This window comes from Teredinibacter turnerae T7901, from assembly GCF_000023025.1.
Taxonomy (GTDB): Bacteria; Pseudomonadota; Gammaproteobacteria; order Pseudomonadales; family Cellvibrionaceae; genus Teredinibacter; species Teredinibacter turnerae_B.
Map to the genome: position 1 here is coordinate 4,089,401 of NC_012997.1, position 15,191 is coordinate 4,104,591.

The following is a 15,191-nucleotide window of genomic DNA, read 5'->3' on the forward strand; positions in this document are numbered from 1 at the left end:
CAGTACAACTCAAATCAGGATCGGGCGGCGTTAAATTCCAGCGCGCGCAAATCAGCCGCCACTTTGTCTAACACACCGTTGACGAACTTATGGCTATCTTCTGCGCCGAATTTTTTTGCCAGGTTAACCGCTTCGTTAATAACCACTTTGTAAGGCACATCAACGCGGTTTTTAAGTTCGAAAGTGGCCTGGCGTAAGAGCGCCAGCGTCACCGGGTCGAGCTTTTCCAGCGGCAAGGATTTCAGATGCGGCAGGAAACACGCGTCCAATGCCGATTTATCAGCGGCTACCCCGTGGAACAGCTCATGAAAATACTCGGTATCCACTTTGGACATATCGTTGTCGGTGTGGAATTCCGCTTCGATTACGTGCAGCGGGTTACCGTTCATCTGCCACTGGTAAATCGCCTGCATAGCGAAATGGCGGGCACGACTGCGCGTCGCAGCTGTTACTTTCATTACTTAACCTGTAAAAAATAGCATTGCCAGCAATGCTCAATGTTTAAAAAATTCAACCTGGAAATAGGGTGCCGCACAACGTGGATAAGCCGAATACCGGCCTATCAGGACGACGAATAAATCCGGGCGAGCAAACCGCTCAGCACAGCAGCGAGCTGATTCACCCTGGAATTACAATTTGCCGAGCAACGACACCATTTCCAGCGCGGTTTCTGCCGCTTCGCTACCTTTGTTGCCCGCCTTGGTACCCGATCGCTCAATGGCTTGCTCGATTGAATCCACAGTGAGGACACCAAACGCTACCGGGATACCGGTTGCCAGTGAGACCTGGGCGAGCCCCTTAGTACATTCGCCGGCAACATAGTCAAAGTGCGGCGTACCCCCGCGAATCACCGCGCCCAACGCAACAATTGCGTCGTAATCGCCGCTGGCAGCCAGCTTCTGCGCCGCCAGAGGAAATTCAAACGCGCCTGGGGCGTAAACAATTTCGATGTCGTCATCACTCACACCATGACGACGCAGTGTATCCAGCGCGCCCTCTTTCAAATGCTCGACCACAAAGCTGTTCCAGCGGCTTACCAAAAGAGCATATTTGCCGGTTGCGGATTTAAAATCACCTTCAATAATTTTTATGGTCATGGGGTTTTCCGTCTTTCAATTACTCGTAAATAATGTAGTCAACCACTTCCAGATCGAACCCGGAAATCGCTTTAAAATTGTAGGGCGCGCTCAGCAAGCGCATTTTCTTGATGCCCAGATCCTGGAGGATTTGCGAGCCGGTACCGACTTGCTTGTAACCAACGTCCTGCTTTGGGCGCACCTGCTTGCCAGAGAGCAGCCAATCGATGCTCTCTTCAATCTCCGCGGTGGTTTCGTTGTGACAAATCAACACCAGCACACCGCGACCCTCTGCGGCAACACGTTTCATCGCCGCCTGGAAATGCCAGGGTTTGTCGGCCTGATTCGCATGCTGAATGGTGAGTACATCCCGCACGGTGCTGCCCACATGTACGCGCACCAGCACCGGTTCGTCACCGGTTATATCTCCTTTGATTAAAGCAAAGTGAAGCTCACCCCGCGCAGAATCCTTGTAGGTGCGTAACGTAAATTCACCGTGCTCGGTACAGACTTTCCGCTCGTTAACACACACCACGGTTTTCTCGTGTACCACACGATGGTGGATAAGATCGGCAATCGTGCCCATTTTAATGCCGTGTTCGGCGGCAAATTTTTCCAGATCCGGACGGCGCGCCATGGAGCCATCCTCGTTCATGATCTCGACGATCACCGCCGCCGGCTCTAAACCGGCCAAGCGCGCTAAATCACAACCGGCTTCCGTATGCCCCGCGCGACTTAAAACGCCGCCGGCTTGCGCCATAAGCGGAAAGATGTGCCCGGGCTGCACCAAATCGCGAGGCTTCGCATCCCGTGCCACCGCAGCGCGCACCGTGCGCGCTCTGTCGGCAGCAGAGATGCCAGTGGTGACACCTTCGGCCGCTTCAATGGACACCGTAAAATTGGTCGAATGCACCGCGCGGTTGTCGCGCACCATCAATGGCAAATCCAACTGACGGCAGCGGTCTTCGGTCAGGGTCAAACAAATAAGCCCCCGTGCGTTGCGCGCCATAAAATTGATATCTTCGGCCCGTACCTGATCGGCGGCCATAATCAGATCGCCTTCATTTTCGCGATCTTCGTCATCCATCAGAATGACCATTCGCCCTTGGCGAATATCATCAATAAGTTCTTCTGCGGTATTAAGCTGCATAGCTGACTACTTCAAGTATCCGTTTTCGGCGAGAAAAGATTCACTCACGCCTTTGGTTACCGCTTCTGCGGCTTTTTCGCCCAGCAACAGGCGCTCCAGGTAGCGGGCAATAACGTCCACTTCCAGGTTTACCTGTGTCCCGGCTGTGTATTCTCCAATAATGGTTCGCTCAATCGTATGGGGCACGATATTGAGCTCGAAAACATCCCCGTTCACTTTGTTAACGGTGAGGCTTGTTCCATCCACAGTAATTGAGCCTTTGTGGGCGATGTATTTGGCGAGCTCCCGCGGGGCGCGAATACTGAAACGCTCTGAGCGGGCATCCGGCGCACGCTCAACGACTTCACCCAATCCATCCACATGACCGCTGACTATATGGCCACCCAGACGCGACTGCGGCGTCAGTGCTTTTTCCAGGTTCACTGCTGTGCCAGATTTCCAGCTGCCTATCGACGTGAGGCTGAGTGTTTCAAGAGATACGTCTGCGGCAAAGCCATCGCCAGGCAACTCAACTGCCGTGAGGCACACGCCGTTGGTGGCAATGGAATCTCCCAACGCCACGTCGCTCCATGACATGTCCGCAGCGCGCACGCGCAAGCGCACATCTCCGCCGCGACGTTCGAGGGATACAATCTGTCCAACCGTTTCAATAATTCCAGTAAACATAGTTGAATCTCAATTTAACGTGCCCAGCAAATACGTTGGCGGCTGCCTAGGTCAGGATTCCGGGTCCGGAATCGCGGTAATTCGCCAATCAGGCCCTACGGCCCGCACGTCTTTAATCGTAAGTTCCAGGCTCGCACCCATGGTTAAAATTGGCAGTTCCAACAAGGGGCGCGCATCGCTGCCCATCAGCTTTGCGGCCACATACACAATGAGTTCATCCACCAGCCCCGCTGCCACAAAGGCACCAGCGAGCTTGGCCCCGGTTTCGAGCAGTACTTCGTTGCACTGGTAATGTTCAGCCAAACCGAGCAGAAGTTCACGTAAATCGACGTGACCCATTTTTTCCGGAAGCGGCCAGGTGTCCAGCTCACTGTTCAACGCCTTGGCCGCATCGCAAGTAGCCACCAGAGTTGTTCCCGGCTGGCGAAACACTTCCGCGCTGGGATCGACCCGCAGCTGGCTGTCGACGATTACCCGGATGGGCTGGCGCTCGCACTCTGGCAAACGCACCGTTAGCAAAGGGTCATCGAGCAATACAGATTCAACACCCGTAATAATTGCACAACTGCGGGCGCGTAATTTTTGCACGTCGGCTCGCGCGCTTGGGCCGGTAATCCATTTGCTTTCGCCGCTGCGCATCGCAGTGCGACCATCAAGGCTCATCGCCAATTTGCAGCGCACCAGGGGTAAGCCAGTGCGCATACGCTTTACGAAGCCCAGATTGAGCGAGAGGGCTTCTTCTTCGAGTAAGGGACCGTCAACGACAACACCCGCGCGCTGTAATTTATCCAAGCCTCGGCCAGCGACCAGCGGATTTGGATCCTCCATCGCGTACACCAAACGACCAATACCTGCATCCACTAGGGCGTCCGCACAGGGCCCGGTTTTACCGGTATGCGAGCAGGGCTCCAGCGTGACATAGGCCGTGGCGCCCGCTAACTGCTGGCGATCGATCACAGACTTTAGCGCATTGACCTCGGCGTGGGGCTCCCCAGCCCGGTGGTGGTAACCTTCGCCAATAACAACGCCGTCCTTCACCAGCACACAGCCGACCCTGGGATTAGGTGTTGTGGTGTTCAAGCCCTCTTCAGCCAGACGTAACGCCTGCTGCATAAATACGGTGTCAGCTGTGGAAAAGTCCATTAAGCAGTCTCGTCGGGCTTTTTCTGGAGCCGGTCAATCTCGGCCCTGAATTCACTGATATCCTGAAAGCTGCGATACACCGATGCAAAACGGACATAAGCCACCTGATCGAGATTCTGCAGCTCCTCCATCACTTTTTCGCCAATCACCAGCGACTTTATCTCGCGCTCGCCGAGCGCTTGCAGGTAATGACGAACGTTGTGCAGGGCCGTTTCTATGGCTTCCACACTAACTGGCCGTTTCTCGAGCGCGCGCTGCAGCCCGTTGCGAAGCTTTTCTTCATCAAACGGCTCGCGGGTACCGTCTTGTTTGATGACTTTGGGCATAAGCAGTTCAGCGGTTTCAAACGTGGTAAAACGTTCGTGGCACGCCTGACATTCACGGCGGCGACGCACCTGAACGCCATCAGCGACCAGGCGGGAATCGATAACTTTGGTATCTGTTTGGTTACAGAAGGGGCAGTGCATAGTGGAGTCTGCGAGTATGAGCGGAAAAAACAGCGCGCATAGTAGCAGAATTTCACCCTACTCGCTGGCTGTTGGGCCGCTCAGGCAACCTTGGCCGGGTGTACTTCCACCGATACATGGACTAACTGTGGATAGCCCGCCAGTAGCGCTTTGTAGTCTTCTACCGCACGAGGCCGCTCGCTCACCAGCGACAGTACAACCGCATAGTGGTTGCCACTGATACGCCACGCGTGAAAGTCGCTGATGCGGCAGTCCCCTTCCGACTCCACGCGCTGCTTGATCGCCGCAACGTCTGACTCGGGAAGGCTGGCATCCAGCAAGGTTGGCGCTGTCTGCCCAACCAATCGCAAAGCCCAAATCACGATGATTGTCGCCCCCAAAAGCCCCATCGCCGGATCAAGCCAGTACCAGGAAAGGAACTTACCGGTTAACAGAGCAACAATCGCCAGTACCGAAGTCAAAGCATCGGCAAGCACATGCAGGTAGGCGGCGTGTAGATTCTGATCCTCGGGTGGATCATCCTCGTGATGGCTGTGGTGGTGATCCTTCGTGGAATGATGGTGATGATCATGGTCATGCCCAGGACCGTGGCTATGACCATGATGATGATCGTCCTGTAACAAGAACGCACTGATGACATTCACTACAAGGCCAAAGGCCGCCACCGCAATTGCCTGATTAAAATGAATTTCGGGCTCACCGAGTAATCGCTGGCAGGATTCCACTACCATTACCAGTGCGACCACCGCAAGCCCCACCGCACTGGCGAAACCACCCAACACGTTCACTTTGCCGGTGCCGAAACTATAGGCAGGGTTATCACTGTTGCGGCGCGCGTATTGATAGGCAAACAAGGTAATCATGAATGCTGCAACGTGGGTGCCCATGTGCCAGCCGTCAGCCTGCAACGCCATCGAACCATAAACGGCTCCGGCAACAATTTCGACGACCATGGTCACCGCAGTAAGGGCGACCACATAGAGCGTGCGTGTCTCGCCACGGTGGTTGTGCGGCGCAAAATCGTGGTCGTGTTTTAATTGTTCGAGTTTATAAGCTGGCATAGCTAAATTATAACGTTGCAGTGAATATTTCGCTCTGCTCCAGAGGCTGCAAAACTTGATCGACATAAAAAAACCTGCGCGGCGGCACCGGGCAGGTTTTAGGTTTCTCGAGCGTTGCTCTTAATAATCGCCGAGTCTAGTAGTCGCCGCTAGTTGCTGCCGTAGACCGGGAACTTACCGCACACGTCCAGCACCTTGGCTTTAACGTCCGCAATTACCGCTTCAGAGTTGCCGGCCTCCAGACTTTCCAGAACATCACACATCCAGTTGGTGAGATCGACTACTTCAGTTTCGCCGAACCCGCGAGTGGTTATTGCCGGCGTACCGACGCGTAGACCACTGGTCACGAAGGGTGAGCGAGGATCGTTTGGCACAGCGTTTTTGTTTACGGTGATATTGGCCGCACCCAGCGCTGCATCGGCATCTTTCCCGGAATAGTCTTTACCGATCAGATCCACCAGCATCAGGTGATTCTCGGTTCCGCCAGACACAATTTTGAAACCGCGCTTGATAAAGGTCGCTGCCATGGTTTTTGCGTTGTCGACCACACGCTGCTGGTACGCTTTGTATTCGTCGCTCATCGCTTCTTTGAAGCTAATCGCTTTACCGGCGATTACGTGCATCAAAGGCCCGCCCTGACCGCCGGGGAATACAGCGGAATTCAATTTTTTCTCTATTTCAGGGTTGGCCTTCGCCAGAATAATGCCACCGCGCGGACCGCGCAGGGTTTTATGGGTGGTCGTGGTAGTTACGTCGGCAATCTGCACTGGAGATGGGTACACACCAGCGGCAACCAGACCGGCCACGTGAGCCATATCGACCATCAGGTAAGCTCCGACTTCGTCAGCAATGTCGCGAAACTTTTGCCAGTCCAGAACCTGACTGTATGCAGAGAAACCGGCAACAATCATTTTTGGCTTGTGTTCGCGAGCCAGTGCGGCGATTTCTTCGTAATCGACCAGGCCGGTTTCCGGGTTCAGACCGTACTGCACTGCGTTGTACATTTTGCCCGAAAAGTTAACCTTGGCTCCGTGAGTCAGGTGGCCACCATGGTCCAGGCTCATACCCAGGACGGTATCACCGGGCGCGCACAGCGCGGCGTATACGGCGGAGTTCGCCTGCGAGCCGGAGTGCGGTTGAACGTTAGCGTAATCCGCACCAAACAATGCTTTCGCACGCTCTATGGCCAGCTCTTCGACTTTGTCCACATACTCACAACCGCCGTAATAGCGCTTGCTGGGGTAGCCTTCCGCATATTTGTTAGTGAGTTTTGAACCCTGCGCCACCATCACCAGTGGACTGGTGTAGTTTTCGGAAGCGATCAATTCAATGTGTTCTTCCTGGCGGACGCCTTCATCAACAATGGCTTGCCATACATCGGGGTCAAAATCAGCAATGGTCTGGGTCTTATCAAACATAAGTCTCTCCGCGAGAATTGCGAATGCTGGAGCAGCGAAAAAAGAAGGGAGCGCATTCTACAGGAATAGGGATTAAATTCACATCAAAATAGCATTCGTTTCGCCCCTTCGCTGATGTTCCCGTCTGAAGTATGTATTACGCAGGTTTTCATCGCTTAGATGGATTTGGAGACTGGCTCCACGAGTTGCCCAACTCGCACTGGTAAAAATGCGCGACTTGCAGAACAATGGCCGACCGCTCTGGAGGGCTGCTTTTCAGGGCGCGACACCACTCGCCCGGTCATTGTTGTAAGGATTCACTATGCCGAAAACCGCCATTATCCTCGATTCCGCCTGTAGCCTCCCTAACGAAGTTTGCGCCCGCTACGGGATTTCGTTTGTCCCCCTCACTTACACAGTCAACCGGGTGGAGTACACCGATCCCTGTGATCAGAGCCAGGCGCTGCTCGCGTTTGCCACCGGCCAGTTTGACCGCAAGAACACAGTTTTTACTTCAGCACCGAGCAGCGACGCCTTCGAAAAAGCTATTCAGCGCAAACTGAATGCAGGGTACGACACTATCATTGTCCAAACAGTGAATCGAACTCAGGGAGAAACCTACCTGAACGCGAATACAGCTGTAACCCGAATACAAAAACAGTTGGGTGATCGCAAAGCGGTAATCCGGGTGATGGACAGCCGCACAGTCTTCGCGGGCCAGGGCCTGCTTGCGGTTGAAACAGTGCGTCGTCTGCTCAAAGGTGACAACGAAGACGATGTGCGCCGCAAAATGAACAAGCTGTCGTCACTTATACACACGTTTATTGTGCCCCGCTCCCCCCTGACAGCCCTTGAAAGATCCCGCGAACGCAACGAAAAAAACGTGGGCTGGACGCAAGCTCTGGTTGCCAGCACACTGGGCATACACCCGGTGATTTGCAATACCAACGACAGCTCAGCTGCCGTCGGTCGTGTGTGGGGGTTCGAAAAAGCGGTCAGCGCCGTGTTCGCACATGCCTGCGACCGGATCGAGGCGGGGCTGTACAGCCCGATTATCACCCTGACATACGCCGGCGCCGTCGAGGAGCTGCGCACCCTGCCCGGCTACGCCTCACTGAGTCAGCTGGCGAAACAAAAAAAAGTTAAACTCATACCTGCGGTTGCGAGTATGGCAGCTGGGATTTATACCAGTGTTGGCTCACTCTCACTAGCGGTCGCCACTGCACCCCACAATTGGTCGCGCTGAAACAGCAGATCGATTGAAAATAGGGTGCGCATCGGCTAAGTTGCCGCCCCGTTGCAACTTAAACCCAAGCCTTAAAGCAGGATTCAACCCTATGGCTCAATTCGTCTATACCATGAATCGCGTCGGCAAAATCGTGCCGCCAAAACGCGAAATTCTGAAAGACATCTCCCTTTCTTTTTTCCCCGGTGCAAAAATTGGTGTTCTGGGTTTGAACGGTGCCGGTAAATCCACATTGTTGAGAATCATGGCTGGGCTGGATACCGACTATATCGGTGAAGCCCGCCCCATGCCGGACATCAAAGTTGGCTACCTGCCCCAGGAGCCCCATCTAAACCCCGACAAAGACGTTCGCGGCAATGTGGAAGAAGGCGTGCAGGAAGCTGTCGATGCACTGAATGAACTGAACGGCATTTACGCAGCTTATGCAGAGCCCGATGCAGACTTTGACGATCTGGCGAAAAAGCAGGCACGCTGCGAAGATATTATTCAGGCGTGGGACGCCCACAACCTGGATCACACCCTGGAAGTCGCGGCGGATGCCCTCCGCCTTCCCCCCTGGGATGCCGATGTAACCAAACTTTCCGGCGGTGAACGCCGTCGCGTCGCGCTCTGTCGCCTGCTGTTGTCGCGCCCGGATATGCTGCTTCTAGACGAACCGACGAACCATTTGGACGCCGAATCGGTGTACTGGCTCGAGCAGTTTCTGGTGAACTTCTCCGGCACCGTAGTGGCCATCACCCACGACCGCTATTTCCTCGACAATGCCGCCGGCTGGATTCTGGAGCTGGACCGCGGCCGCGGCATCCCTTACGAAGGAAACTACTCGACCTGGCTGGAGCAGAAAGAGGCCCGTCTGGAGCAGGAAAAGCGCGCGGAAGCCTCTCACCTGAAAGCGATGAAAGCAGAGCTGGAGTGGGTACGACAGAACCCCAAAGGCCGCCACGCCAAAAACAAAGCCCGCTTGGCGCGATTTGAAGAAATGCAATCGCAGGAATTCCAGGAGCGCAACGAGACCAACGAAATCTATATCCCGCCCGGTGAGCGCCTGGGCGACAAAGTCATCGAATTCACCAATGTGAGCAAGGGTTTCGGCAACGAGATGCTCATCGACAACCTGTCGTTCAGCATCCCCAAAGGCGCGATCGTCGGTATTGTCGGCGGCAACGGCGCAGGTAAGTCCACCTTATTTAGAATGATTACCGGCAGCGAAACACCGGATTCCGGCGAGATTGTGGTCGGCGATACAGTCCAAGTGGCCTATGTTGAGCAAGGCCGCGAAAACCTTGAAGACGACAAAACCGTGTGGGAGGCAGTCTCCGGCGGACAGGACATCCTCAAAATCGGCAATTACGAAGTTAGCTCACGGGCCTACGTGGGGCGGTTTAACTTTAAGGGTACCGACCAACAAAAACGCGTCGGCGAACTTTCCGGTGGGGAGCGCGGGCGGTTGCACCTGGCCAATACGCTGAAACAAGGCGCCAACGTACTGTTGCTGGACGAACCTTCAAACGATCTCGATGTGGAAACCCTGCGCGCACTGGAAGAAGCGATAAATGCCTTTCCCGGCTGTGCACTGATTATTTCTCACGACCGCTGGTTCCTCGACCGCGTGGCAACGCATATTCTCGCTTACGAGGGCGAGAGTGAAGTGGTGTTCTTTGAAGGCGATTACACGGAATATCACCAGGACTTTATAAAACGCAAAGGCGACAATGCGCAGCCCAAACGCGTGAAGTACAAACCACTGAAGAGTTGATGCTGTATTCACAGCCGCTCACAAAAAAGGCGACTCCGTTGGAGTCGCCTTTTTTATTGCGTTTGTGCAGCTTAATCGTTGCTCGTCAATTTGTTCATATCGCGAACAAACAGCTTTGCCAGCCTATCCGTCGCTACTATCCAAGCCCGATTTTGATTGGCGCGGTTGTTTTCGATACGCTCATTACCAAACGGCTTGGCTACGACAGGCAAGTCTGAATCTATGAAAGCCAACACCTGCTTGCTGCTTGCGTCATAAATTGCGACCTGAAATTGCATAGAACACAACTTTGAGAGCGTTTTAGAACCCACGGTATCGAGCCCGTTATCCAATTGCGCTTTGGGGGTTACTTCTTTGGCGATAAACTGAACAATAAGAACGTCCTTGCCGCCCTTATCCGTAACAACCAAGCCTTTTTCATCGGCAAATTCTTCTGTCAAAGACTCTTCGATAAACCGGCCTACGTCACCCATACCGGAACTCACGAACGGCTCCCAGTTACGACGCATGGTTTCACGAGTACGATTCGCGATAGTCGCAGAGTTCGTATCTAGCGGCAGTAATGCTATTTTTTTGTACTTAGAAAAATCGACGCTTCCATCCACGAGAAAACGATGAAATTTCGTATCTTTCCAGACTCGAAAGTTTTCGGTAGGGTTCTTTTGCGCATGAACATTCGCACCAAAACACACGACGAACGTAGCTAAAAGCAACGCGCAAAGCCTCGAAAAGGGTAAAAAGGTCATCAAACGGTCCAAAACGTTCTCCTCATTGTTGTTATGAATCTCACCGCGGCGCAGGTGACTTTCCGCTGAACATTAACATGACATGTTTGTTATTTTAAACGTCATCAACTAGCTCGCCTTATTTTAGAGAGCTGTTGGGCCTTGCGCCAGATATTTGGAGGGGCCCGCACTCAGTGACTAGACTTAGGGCAAGCAAAACCGAAATACTGGAGACAAGATATGTCTGAAGCTGAGGAAAGACGCAGATTTACCCGAGTGGACTATCAAACCAATGCCACCCTCATCCAGGGCAATGCCAAATGCGTCGCTGCAATCGCCGACATCTCCCTTAACGGACTGTTGGTTAGCACCCCCGAACACTATGAAATTCGCGTAGATGAGCCTCTGGAAGTTGTTATCGAGCTCTCAGAAGATGCGCAAATCCATATGAAAGTCAGTCTCGCTCACAGTAGCAGCGAGCTGCTAGGATTTCGTTGCGAGAGCATTGACGTGGAAAGTGTGGCACACTTAAGGCGACTGCTGGAGCTGAACTTAGGCCAGAACGATGCCGCAGAACGGGTGCTCGCAGAATTATTACATATCAGTTAAGTATTTGATGTATTGAGAGTTTTTAGATGTCTGACCTTGAGTCCAACCGCCGAGTCGAGGCGCGAATAGCCGCCCGCTTCCACAGCCATATCAGCTACAACAACCAAACCGCCGTAGCCCATGTTGTGAATATCTCCGAACAGGGCGCGCTGATTGCGGTGCTGAACGAGAACCGACCTGGTGTGGGAGATTCGGTCACTTTAGACATTGATCAGATGGAGCAGAATATTGTGAGTCTTGCGGCCGTTGTCGCACACACGAAGGAACACTTAATAGGGCTGACCTTCACCGACCCAGACAAACTCACTCAGGCGGCTCTGGCGGAATTTGTAACCGGGTTGGACGAAGAAGAGTAAGCCCTCTACTTCGCTTTTTTGTTGAGTAGCGCAACCATCTCTTTCCACAGTGCCACATACGCCCGGTTCGCCGGGCGCGACCGAGCGAATACATCCACCGGCGCCCGTTGCTCCCCCATATTCTCTACATCAACAGAAAACGGAATAACTGCATCCAAAAAGTTGCTGTGCTGCGCGCGCATATCTTCCATGGTTTTTTTATGCAGCGCCTTCTGCCCCTGCACCATGGAGAAAAATGGCACCAGCTTTTTATGAGGATACTTTTTCTCTTTGAAGAACTGCAACAATTGCGCGTAGGTACGCTGTGACAAGGTGGTCGGAATCACCGGCACAAAGATGGGGTTAGCAGCGACAAACACCGCCTCGGAAAGATCGCCAATAGATGGTGGGCAGTCGAGAACGATCAGCTGGTATTCGTCCGACAAACCGCTGAGAATTTTTTTCAACCGCGCCTTGCGTTTTTTTAAACTGGAAAGCAATACGTCAAATTTCCGGAAATTGAGATGCGCAGGCAAGATATCCAGATTATCGTAGTCGCTGGCTTTTACCTGGCCGAGTAAATCTTTATATGCGTTAAAAAAACGTTTCCCCCAACTCTTGGAACTGGGCTTAACGCGAAAATAAAAAGATGACGCGCCCTGCGGGTCGAGATCTATCAGGAGGGTACGAATCCCGCTCTTGGCCGCCCAGTAGGCGATATTTACAGCAGTCGCGGTTTTACCCACGCCCCCCTTCATACTGTAACAAGCTACAATTCGCATGGCTCAGTCTCTTTTGCTAACAGCGTGTCAATAATTGCGGTGGTTTCCGGGGCGGCAAATTCTTCGATTGCACTGCAGACCTGCTGGCGAAGCTGGCGCTGCTGCTGAAAAATAACCGCAATCAAACCACTAACGGCCATTTGTAAAGGTTGCGAACGGCTTTTCGCCGACTGCATCGCGAGAAACTCCTGCTGCACCGCGTAATCATTAAAATTACCCAATATAGTCTGCAAACCTTTCATGCGCTTGATAATCTTTTTTAACGTAGCCGCGTCGTAGAGTTCACCAAATATAGTCAGCAAATAGCGCAGCTTTTTACATTCAATCCGCAAATTGTGTACGTCTTCATCTGGCGTATCGTCCGTAATTGCGAGCCCGTTCCTGCAGATTTTACGATAGCGTTTCGAAATCAACTGATTAACGAGCAAATAAATGGGTTGTTGACTGCTCGTCGAGGCAAGCTCAGCAGGCTCACCAGCGAGATCAATAATACTGGCCAAATGGGTGTTATAGGTATCACTGTGCAAATACTGCTGAAGCGTTTTACAGGCTTGATTGCGCGCATTTTTCACATTGCGAATCAATTGATCGAACCCGGACTGGTGTATTTCAGGCAACAATGAACGGTAGTACTGCTGCTCCAATAAAAATACATCGAGATCGCGCAACAAACCCGTCGGTCGCATAATATCAGCGAGCAGCGTCTTTAAACTCGCCTGACGCGGGGCGGACAAGGCGCCTTTGGTAATTTGAACGAGTGATCGGGCTTTTCGTAGTTGCACACGAAAGTCGTGCAAAAATTCAGAATCGACGTCTTCGATAATACCGGGCACGTGGCGTTGAGCATCGCGCACCAGATTTAACACCATCCCTGCAACCGCCACTTCACTCGCTGCGGTAGAATCGAGGCGAATAGTCGCGGCTCTTGGGCGAGCGTCGTCCAGCGCTAAATCGGCAAGAATAAAATGTAAATCCACCGGCAGGTTCGCCAGGGACTCCCCTAATATTTTGTCCATCCTGCGGGCAACTTTATCGAATTCCTGTTGATATCCCCGCAGGGGCACTAATTGCCAATAGCCCTGGCTGTGGGTTTCATTTTGAAAATGCAGAAGTTGCAACCGGCAAACGATTTTGTCTTCGCCCGCCTCGCGAATATTCCACCAGGCTTGCGTCACCCGGCCAGCTAAAATGGGGCGCAGTGCCCGCAATGTCAATCGATCAGCTAGCGCCTCGACGAAAGCTGGTGACGTAAAATCCCAACTAAATTGCGGACTCCCTGACTGCACGGCGCTGATTGGCTCGGCGGCCGGTGCCAATAATTGATATTCGTTCCCATTCTTCACCAGCAACCTGTTGTCCTGCCACAGATGCCAGTCGAAATCGTCCAGTAAAGTGACGTCCTCCGCTTTTAGCGGTGAACGCACCTCAAGCGAAAGTTTTTCTCCGAGCCCACCATTGTCGAAAAGGTCGGGCTCCAAAATAGTAACGGGCCAGGCGAGGCTTTGTGTATCAGGCATAAACAACCCTGTTTAACGTAATGCGAATGTAGGTTAGAGATTAAAGATCCAGCGACAACCGGTAGATATTGCCCTCGATATCAGCAATATAGAGTTCGCCCGAATTCGATTTGCCAAACGTCGTCCAATGCTTTGAACTGGACGCATCGGACAAGAACAATGCATCCGGCACAGCTAAATCCAAAACGCCGATTTTTCCGCTGGCAAAATCGGCAAAGGTATAAAATTCCCGGTCGTTTAACTTAACGGTTTCACCACCGGTAATCGACGCTCCAAAACTCCGATCATATTCATAGACCGGCTCTAAAAGATCGGGTTTCATACAGTCTTTTTTTGGGTTAAAACAATGCGCCGCTTCACGCAACCGCCAGCCCAAATTGAGTGGTTTTTTGCCTATCGCACTGTGAGGAATAATGCTGATTTCTTCATAAAGATTTTGCCCCACGTCCGCAACAATTAAATTTCCGCTGCTATCAAAGCTCATTTTCCAGGGGTTGCGCAGGCCCATTGCCAATATTTCCGGCGCAGCCTTAGGGTTAAAGCTTGTCAGATTACCTGCGGGAATTTTGTAGCCGGCTGCAGTCTTGGGCGCGGGAGTTATGCGCAATATACTGCCTAATAACAGCGATTCGTTTTGCCCTGCGTCAAGTGGATCCCCTGCTGACCCACCATCACCGACACCCAGGTAAAGATTGCCGTCCGGACCAAATTTGAGCGAGCCGCCATCGTGGTTGTTGTAGGGCTGTTCAATCTCCAAAAGCACTTTTTCTTTGCCGAGCACCGGCACTCCTGCTTTGCGAGAAAATTCAAACGCAGACAAACGGGTAATAACCTTGGTTCCACCTTTCGGTGCGTAGTAGAGATAAACGTACTCTTGCCCCGGCGCGATGGCCACCCCGAGAAGCCCGAGCTCCGAGCGCACATCCACACTTAAACGCGTAACTTCCGTTGCGGGCTTGTCACAACCGCTGAAGAAATACAGCCGGCCACCTTTCTCGGTGATTAGCGCCTGCCCGGCGTCAATAAACTCTATATCGGTAATGCCCCCGCGCACCTGCTGGCAGTAGGTCAGCTTGAGCGAAGGCGAGGCTGGGGGTTGTGACGGGGCTGCATGGGTGAAACCAAACAAGGTCGTAAGCACGAGTGCGAGCCAAATTCGCATACACAAATTCTCCTGACGGGTCTGTTTTGTTATCCGTTATACAGCACCCAGCATACCGCAAAGACCTTCCCCTTGGCCAAGCACGGGGCATCCAAAGCA

16 protein-coding genes are annotated in these 15,191 nt (G+C 52.9%); 4 read left to right on the forward strand and 12 right to left on the reverse strand.

Annotated features, from left to right (window positions below; genetic code table 11):
• Positions 1 to 14: 14 nt before the first annotated feature.
• From nusB to glyA, 8 genes are all read right to left on the reverse strand, one after another.
• Positions 15 to 458, reverse strand: a complete 444-nt coding sequence (nusB, locus tag TERTU_RS16400) for a transcription antitermination factor NusB (RefSeq protein WP_015817053.1) — start codon at positions 456 to 458, stop codon at positions 15 to 17.
• A 171-nt stretch (positions 459 to 629) separates the two neighbouring features.
• Positions 630 to 1,097, reverse strand: a complete 468-nt coding sequence (gene ribH, locus TERTU_RS16405) for a 6,7-dimethyl-8-ribityllumazine synthase (RefSeq protein ID WP_015820435.1) — start codon at positions 1,095 to 1,097, stop codon at positions 630 to 632.
• A gap of 19 nt (positions 1,098 to 1,116) precedes the next feature.
• Entirely contained in the window at positions 1,117 to 2,226 is a 1,110-nt protein-coding gene (ribBA, locus tag TERTU_RS16410) for a bifunctional 3,4-dihydroxy-2-butanone-4-phosphate synthase/GTP cyclohydrolase II (protein ID WP_015820108.1), read from the reverse strand.
• Positions 2,227 to 2,232: 6 nt separating this feature from the next.
• Entirely contained in the window at positions 2,233 to 2,892 is a 660-nt protein-coding gene (locus TERTU_RS16415; RefSeq protein WP_015817543.1) for a riboflavin synthase, read from the reverse strand.
• 51 nt (positions 2,893 to 2,943) lie between these two features.
• Positions 2,944 to 4,035 carry a bifunctional diaminohydroxyphosphoribosylaminopyrimidine deaminase/5-amino-6-(5-phosphoribosylamino)uracil reductase RibD gene (gene ribD, locus TERTU_RS16420; protein ID WP_015816939.1) on the reverse strand — a complete coding sequence of 364 codons (1,092 nt, stop codon included), beginning with the start codon at positions 4,033 to 4,035 and terminating at the stop codon, positions 2,944 to 2,946.
• Positions 4,035 to 4,502: a transcriptional regulator NrdR gene (gene nrdR / locus TERTU_RS16425; RefSeq protein WP_015820825.1), complete on the reverse strand. Its 468-nt coding sequence runs from the start codon at positions 4,500 to 4,502 to the stop codon at positions 4,035 to 4,037. Before nrdR ends, ribD begins: the two co-directional genes overlap by 1 nt.
• 80 nt (positions 4,503 to 4,582) lie before the next feature.
• A complete protein-coding gene (dmeF, locus tag TERTU_RS16430) occupies positions 4,583 to 5,563 on the reverse strand; it encodes a CDF family Co(II)/Ni(II) efflux transporter DmeF (RefSeq protein WP_041590448.1) in 981 nt (326 codons plus the stop codon).
• Positions 5,564 to 5,712: 149 nt separating this feature from the next.
• Entirely contained in the window at positions 5,713 to 6,981 is a 1,269-nt protein-coding gene (glyA, locus tag TERTU_RS16435) for a serine hydroxymethyltransferase (protein ID WP_015818814.1), read from the reverse strand.
• Between the two features lie 301 nt (positions 6,982 to 7,282).
• On the opposite strand from glyA, the gene TERTU_RS16440 reads away from it, so the two are divergent.
• Complete coding sequence (locus TERTU_RS16440; RefSeq protein WP_015818086.1) at positions 7,283 to 8,206, forward strand: DegV family protein; 924 nt, start codon at positions 7,283 to 7,285, stop codon at positions 8,204 to 8,206.
• A gap of 91 nt (positions 8,207 to 8,297) precedes the next feature.
• Positions 8,298 to 9,962: an energy-dependent translational throttle protein EttA gene (gene ettA, locus TERTU_RS16445; RefSeq protein ID WP_015817656.1), complete on the forward strand. Its 1,665-nt coding sequence runs from the start codon at positions 8,298 to 8,300 to the stop codon at positions 9,960 to 9,962.
• A 71-nt stretch (positions 9,963 to 10,033) separates the two neighbouring features.
• On the opposite strand, the gene TERTU_RS16450 is transcribed toward ettA, so the two are convergent.
• On the reverse strand, positions 10,034 to 10,720 hold the full coding sequence (locus TERTU_RS16450) for a DUF3313 family protein (protein WP_015817447.1): 687 nt from the start codon (positions 10,718 to 10,720) through the stop codon (positions 10,034 to 10,036).
• A 207-nt stretch (positions 10,721 to 10,927) separates the two neighbouring features.
• On the opposite strand from TERTU_RS16450, the gene TERTU_RS16455 reads away from it, so the two are divergent.
• Positions 10,928 to 11,296 (forward strand): PilZ domain-containing protein, encoded by a 369-nt coding sequence (locus TERTU_RS16455; protein ID WP_015820584.1) that lies wholly within the window; start codon positions 10,928 to 10,930, stop codon positions 11,294 to 11,296.
• Between the two features lie 26 nt (positions 11,297 to 11,322).
• On the forward strand, positions 11,323 to 11,652 hold the full coding sequence (locus TERTU_RS16460) for a PilZ domain-containing protein (protein ID WP_015819915.1): 330 nt from the start codon (positions 11,323 to 11,325) through the stop codon (positions 11,650 to 11,652).
• A 5-nt stretch (positions 11,653 to 11,657) separates the two neighbouring features.
• Here the strand turns inward: TERTU_RS16460 and TERTU_RS16465 are convergent, their stop codons facing one another.
• The 3 genes from TERTU_RS16465 to TERTU_RS16475 are packed head-to-tail and all read right to left on the reverse strand — an operon-like array spanning position 11,658 to position 15,092.
• Positions 11,658 to 12,413 carry a ParA family protein gene (locus TERTU_RS16465; protein ID WP_015819461.1) on the reverse strand — a complete coding sequence of 252 codons (756 nt, stop codon included), beginning with the start codon at positions 12,411 to 12,413 and terminating at the stop codon, positions 11,658 to 11,660.
• Complete coding sequence (locus TERTU_RS16470; RefSeq protein ID WP_015818868.1) at positions 12,401 to 13,930, reverse strand: CHAD domain-containing protein; 1,530 nt, start codon at positions 13,928 to 13,930, stop codon at positions 12,401 to 12,403. Before TERTU_RS16470 ends, TERTU_RS16465 begins: the two co-directional genes overlap by 13 nt.
• 40 nt (positions 13,931 to 13,970) lie before the next feature.
• Complete coding sequence (locus TERTU_RS16475; protein ID WP_015820542.1) at positions 13,971 to 15,092, reverse strand: PQQ-dependent sugar dehydrogenase; 1,122 nt, start codon at positions 15,090 to 15,092, stop codon at positions 13,971 to 13,973.
• Between the last annotated feature and the right edge of the window lie 99 nt (positions 15,093 to 15,191).

Coding starts and splice junctions, on each gene's coding strand:
- ribH (WP_015820435.1), bottom strand. CDS start 1,097: ATGACCATAAAAATTATTGAAGGTGATTTTAAATCCGCAACCGGCAAA.
- nusB (WP_015817053.1), bottom strand. CDS start 458: ATGAAAGTAACAGCTGCGACGCGCAGTCGTGCCCGCCATTTCGCTATG.
- TERTU_RS16475 (WP_015820542.1), bottom strand. CDS start 15,092: ATGCGAATTTGGCTCGCACTCGTGCTTACGACCTTGTTTGGTTTCACC.
- ribD (WP_015816939.1), bottom strand. CDS start 4,035: ATGGACTTTTCCACAGCTGACACCGTATTTATGCAGCAGGCGTTACGT.
- ettA (WP_015817656.1), top strand. CDS start 8,298: ATGGCTCAATTCGTCTATACCATGAATCGCGTCGGCAAAATCGTGCCG.
- glyA (WP_015818814.1), bottom strand. CDS start 6,981: ATGTTTGATAAGACCCAGACCATTGCTGATTTTGACCCCGATGTATGG.
- TERTU_RS16470 (WP_015818868.1), bottom strand. CDS start 13,930: ATGCCTGATACACAAAGCCTCGCCTGGCCCGTTACTATTTTGGAGCCC.
- TERTU_RS16460 (WP_015819915.1), top strand. CDS start 11,323: ATGTCTGACCTTGAGTCCAACCGCCGAGTCGAGGCGCGAATAGCCGCC.
- TERTU_RS16455 (WP_015820584.1), top strand. CDS start 10,928: ATGTCTGAAGCTGAGGAAAGACGCAGATTTACCCGAGTGGACTATCAA.
- TERTU_RS16465 (WP_015819461.1), bottom strand. CDS start 12,413: ATGCGAATTGTAGCTTGTTACAGTATGAAGGGGGGCGTGGGTAAAACC.
- TERTU_RS16440 (WP_015818086.1), top strand. CDS start 7,283: ATGCCGAAAACCGCCATTATCCTCGATTCCGCCTGTAGCCTCCCTAAC.
- TERTU_RS16415 (WP_015817543.1), bottom strand. CDS start 2,892: ATGTTTACTGGAATTATTGAAACGGTTGGACAGATTGTATCCCTCGAA.
- nrdR (WP_015820825.1), bottom strand. CDS start 4,502: ATGCACTGCCCCTTCTGTAACCAAACAGATACCAAAGTTATCGATTCC.
- ribBA (WP_015820108.1), bottom strand. CDS start 2,226: ATGCAGCTTAATACCGCAGAAGAACTTATTGATGATATTCGCCAAGGG.
- dmeF (WP_041590448.1), bottom strand. CDS start 5,563: ATGCCAGCTTATAAACTCGAACAATTAAAACACGACCACGATTTTGCG.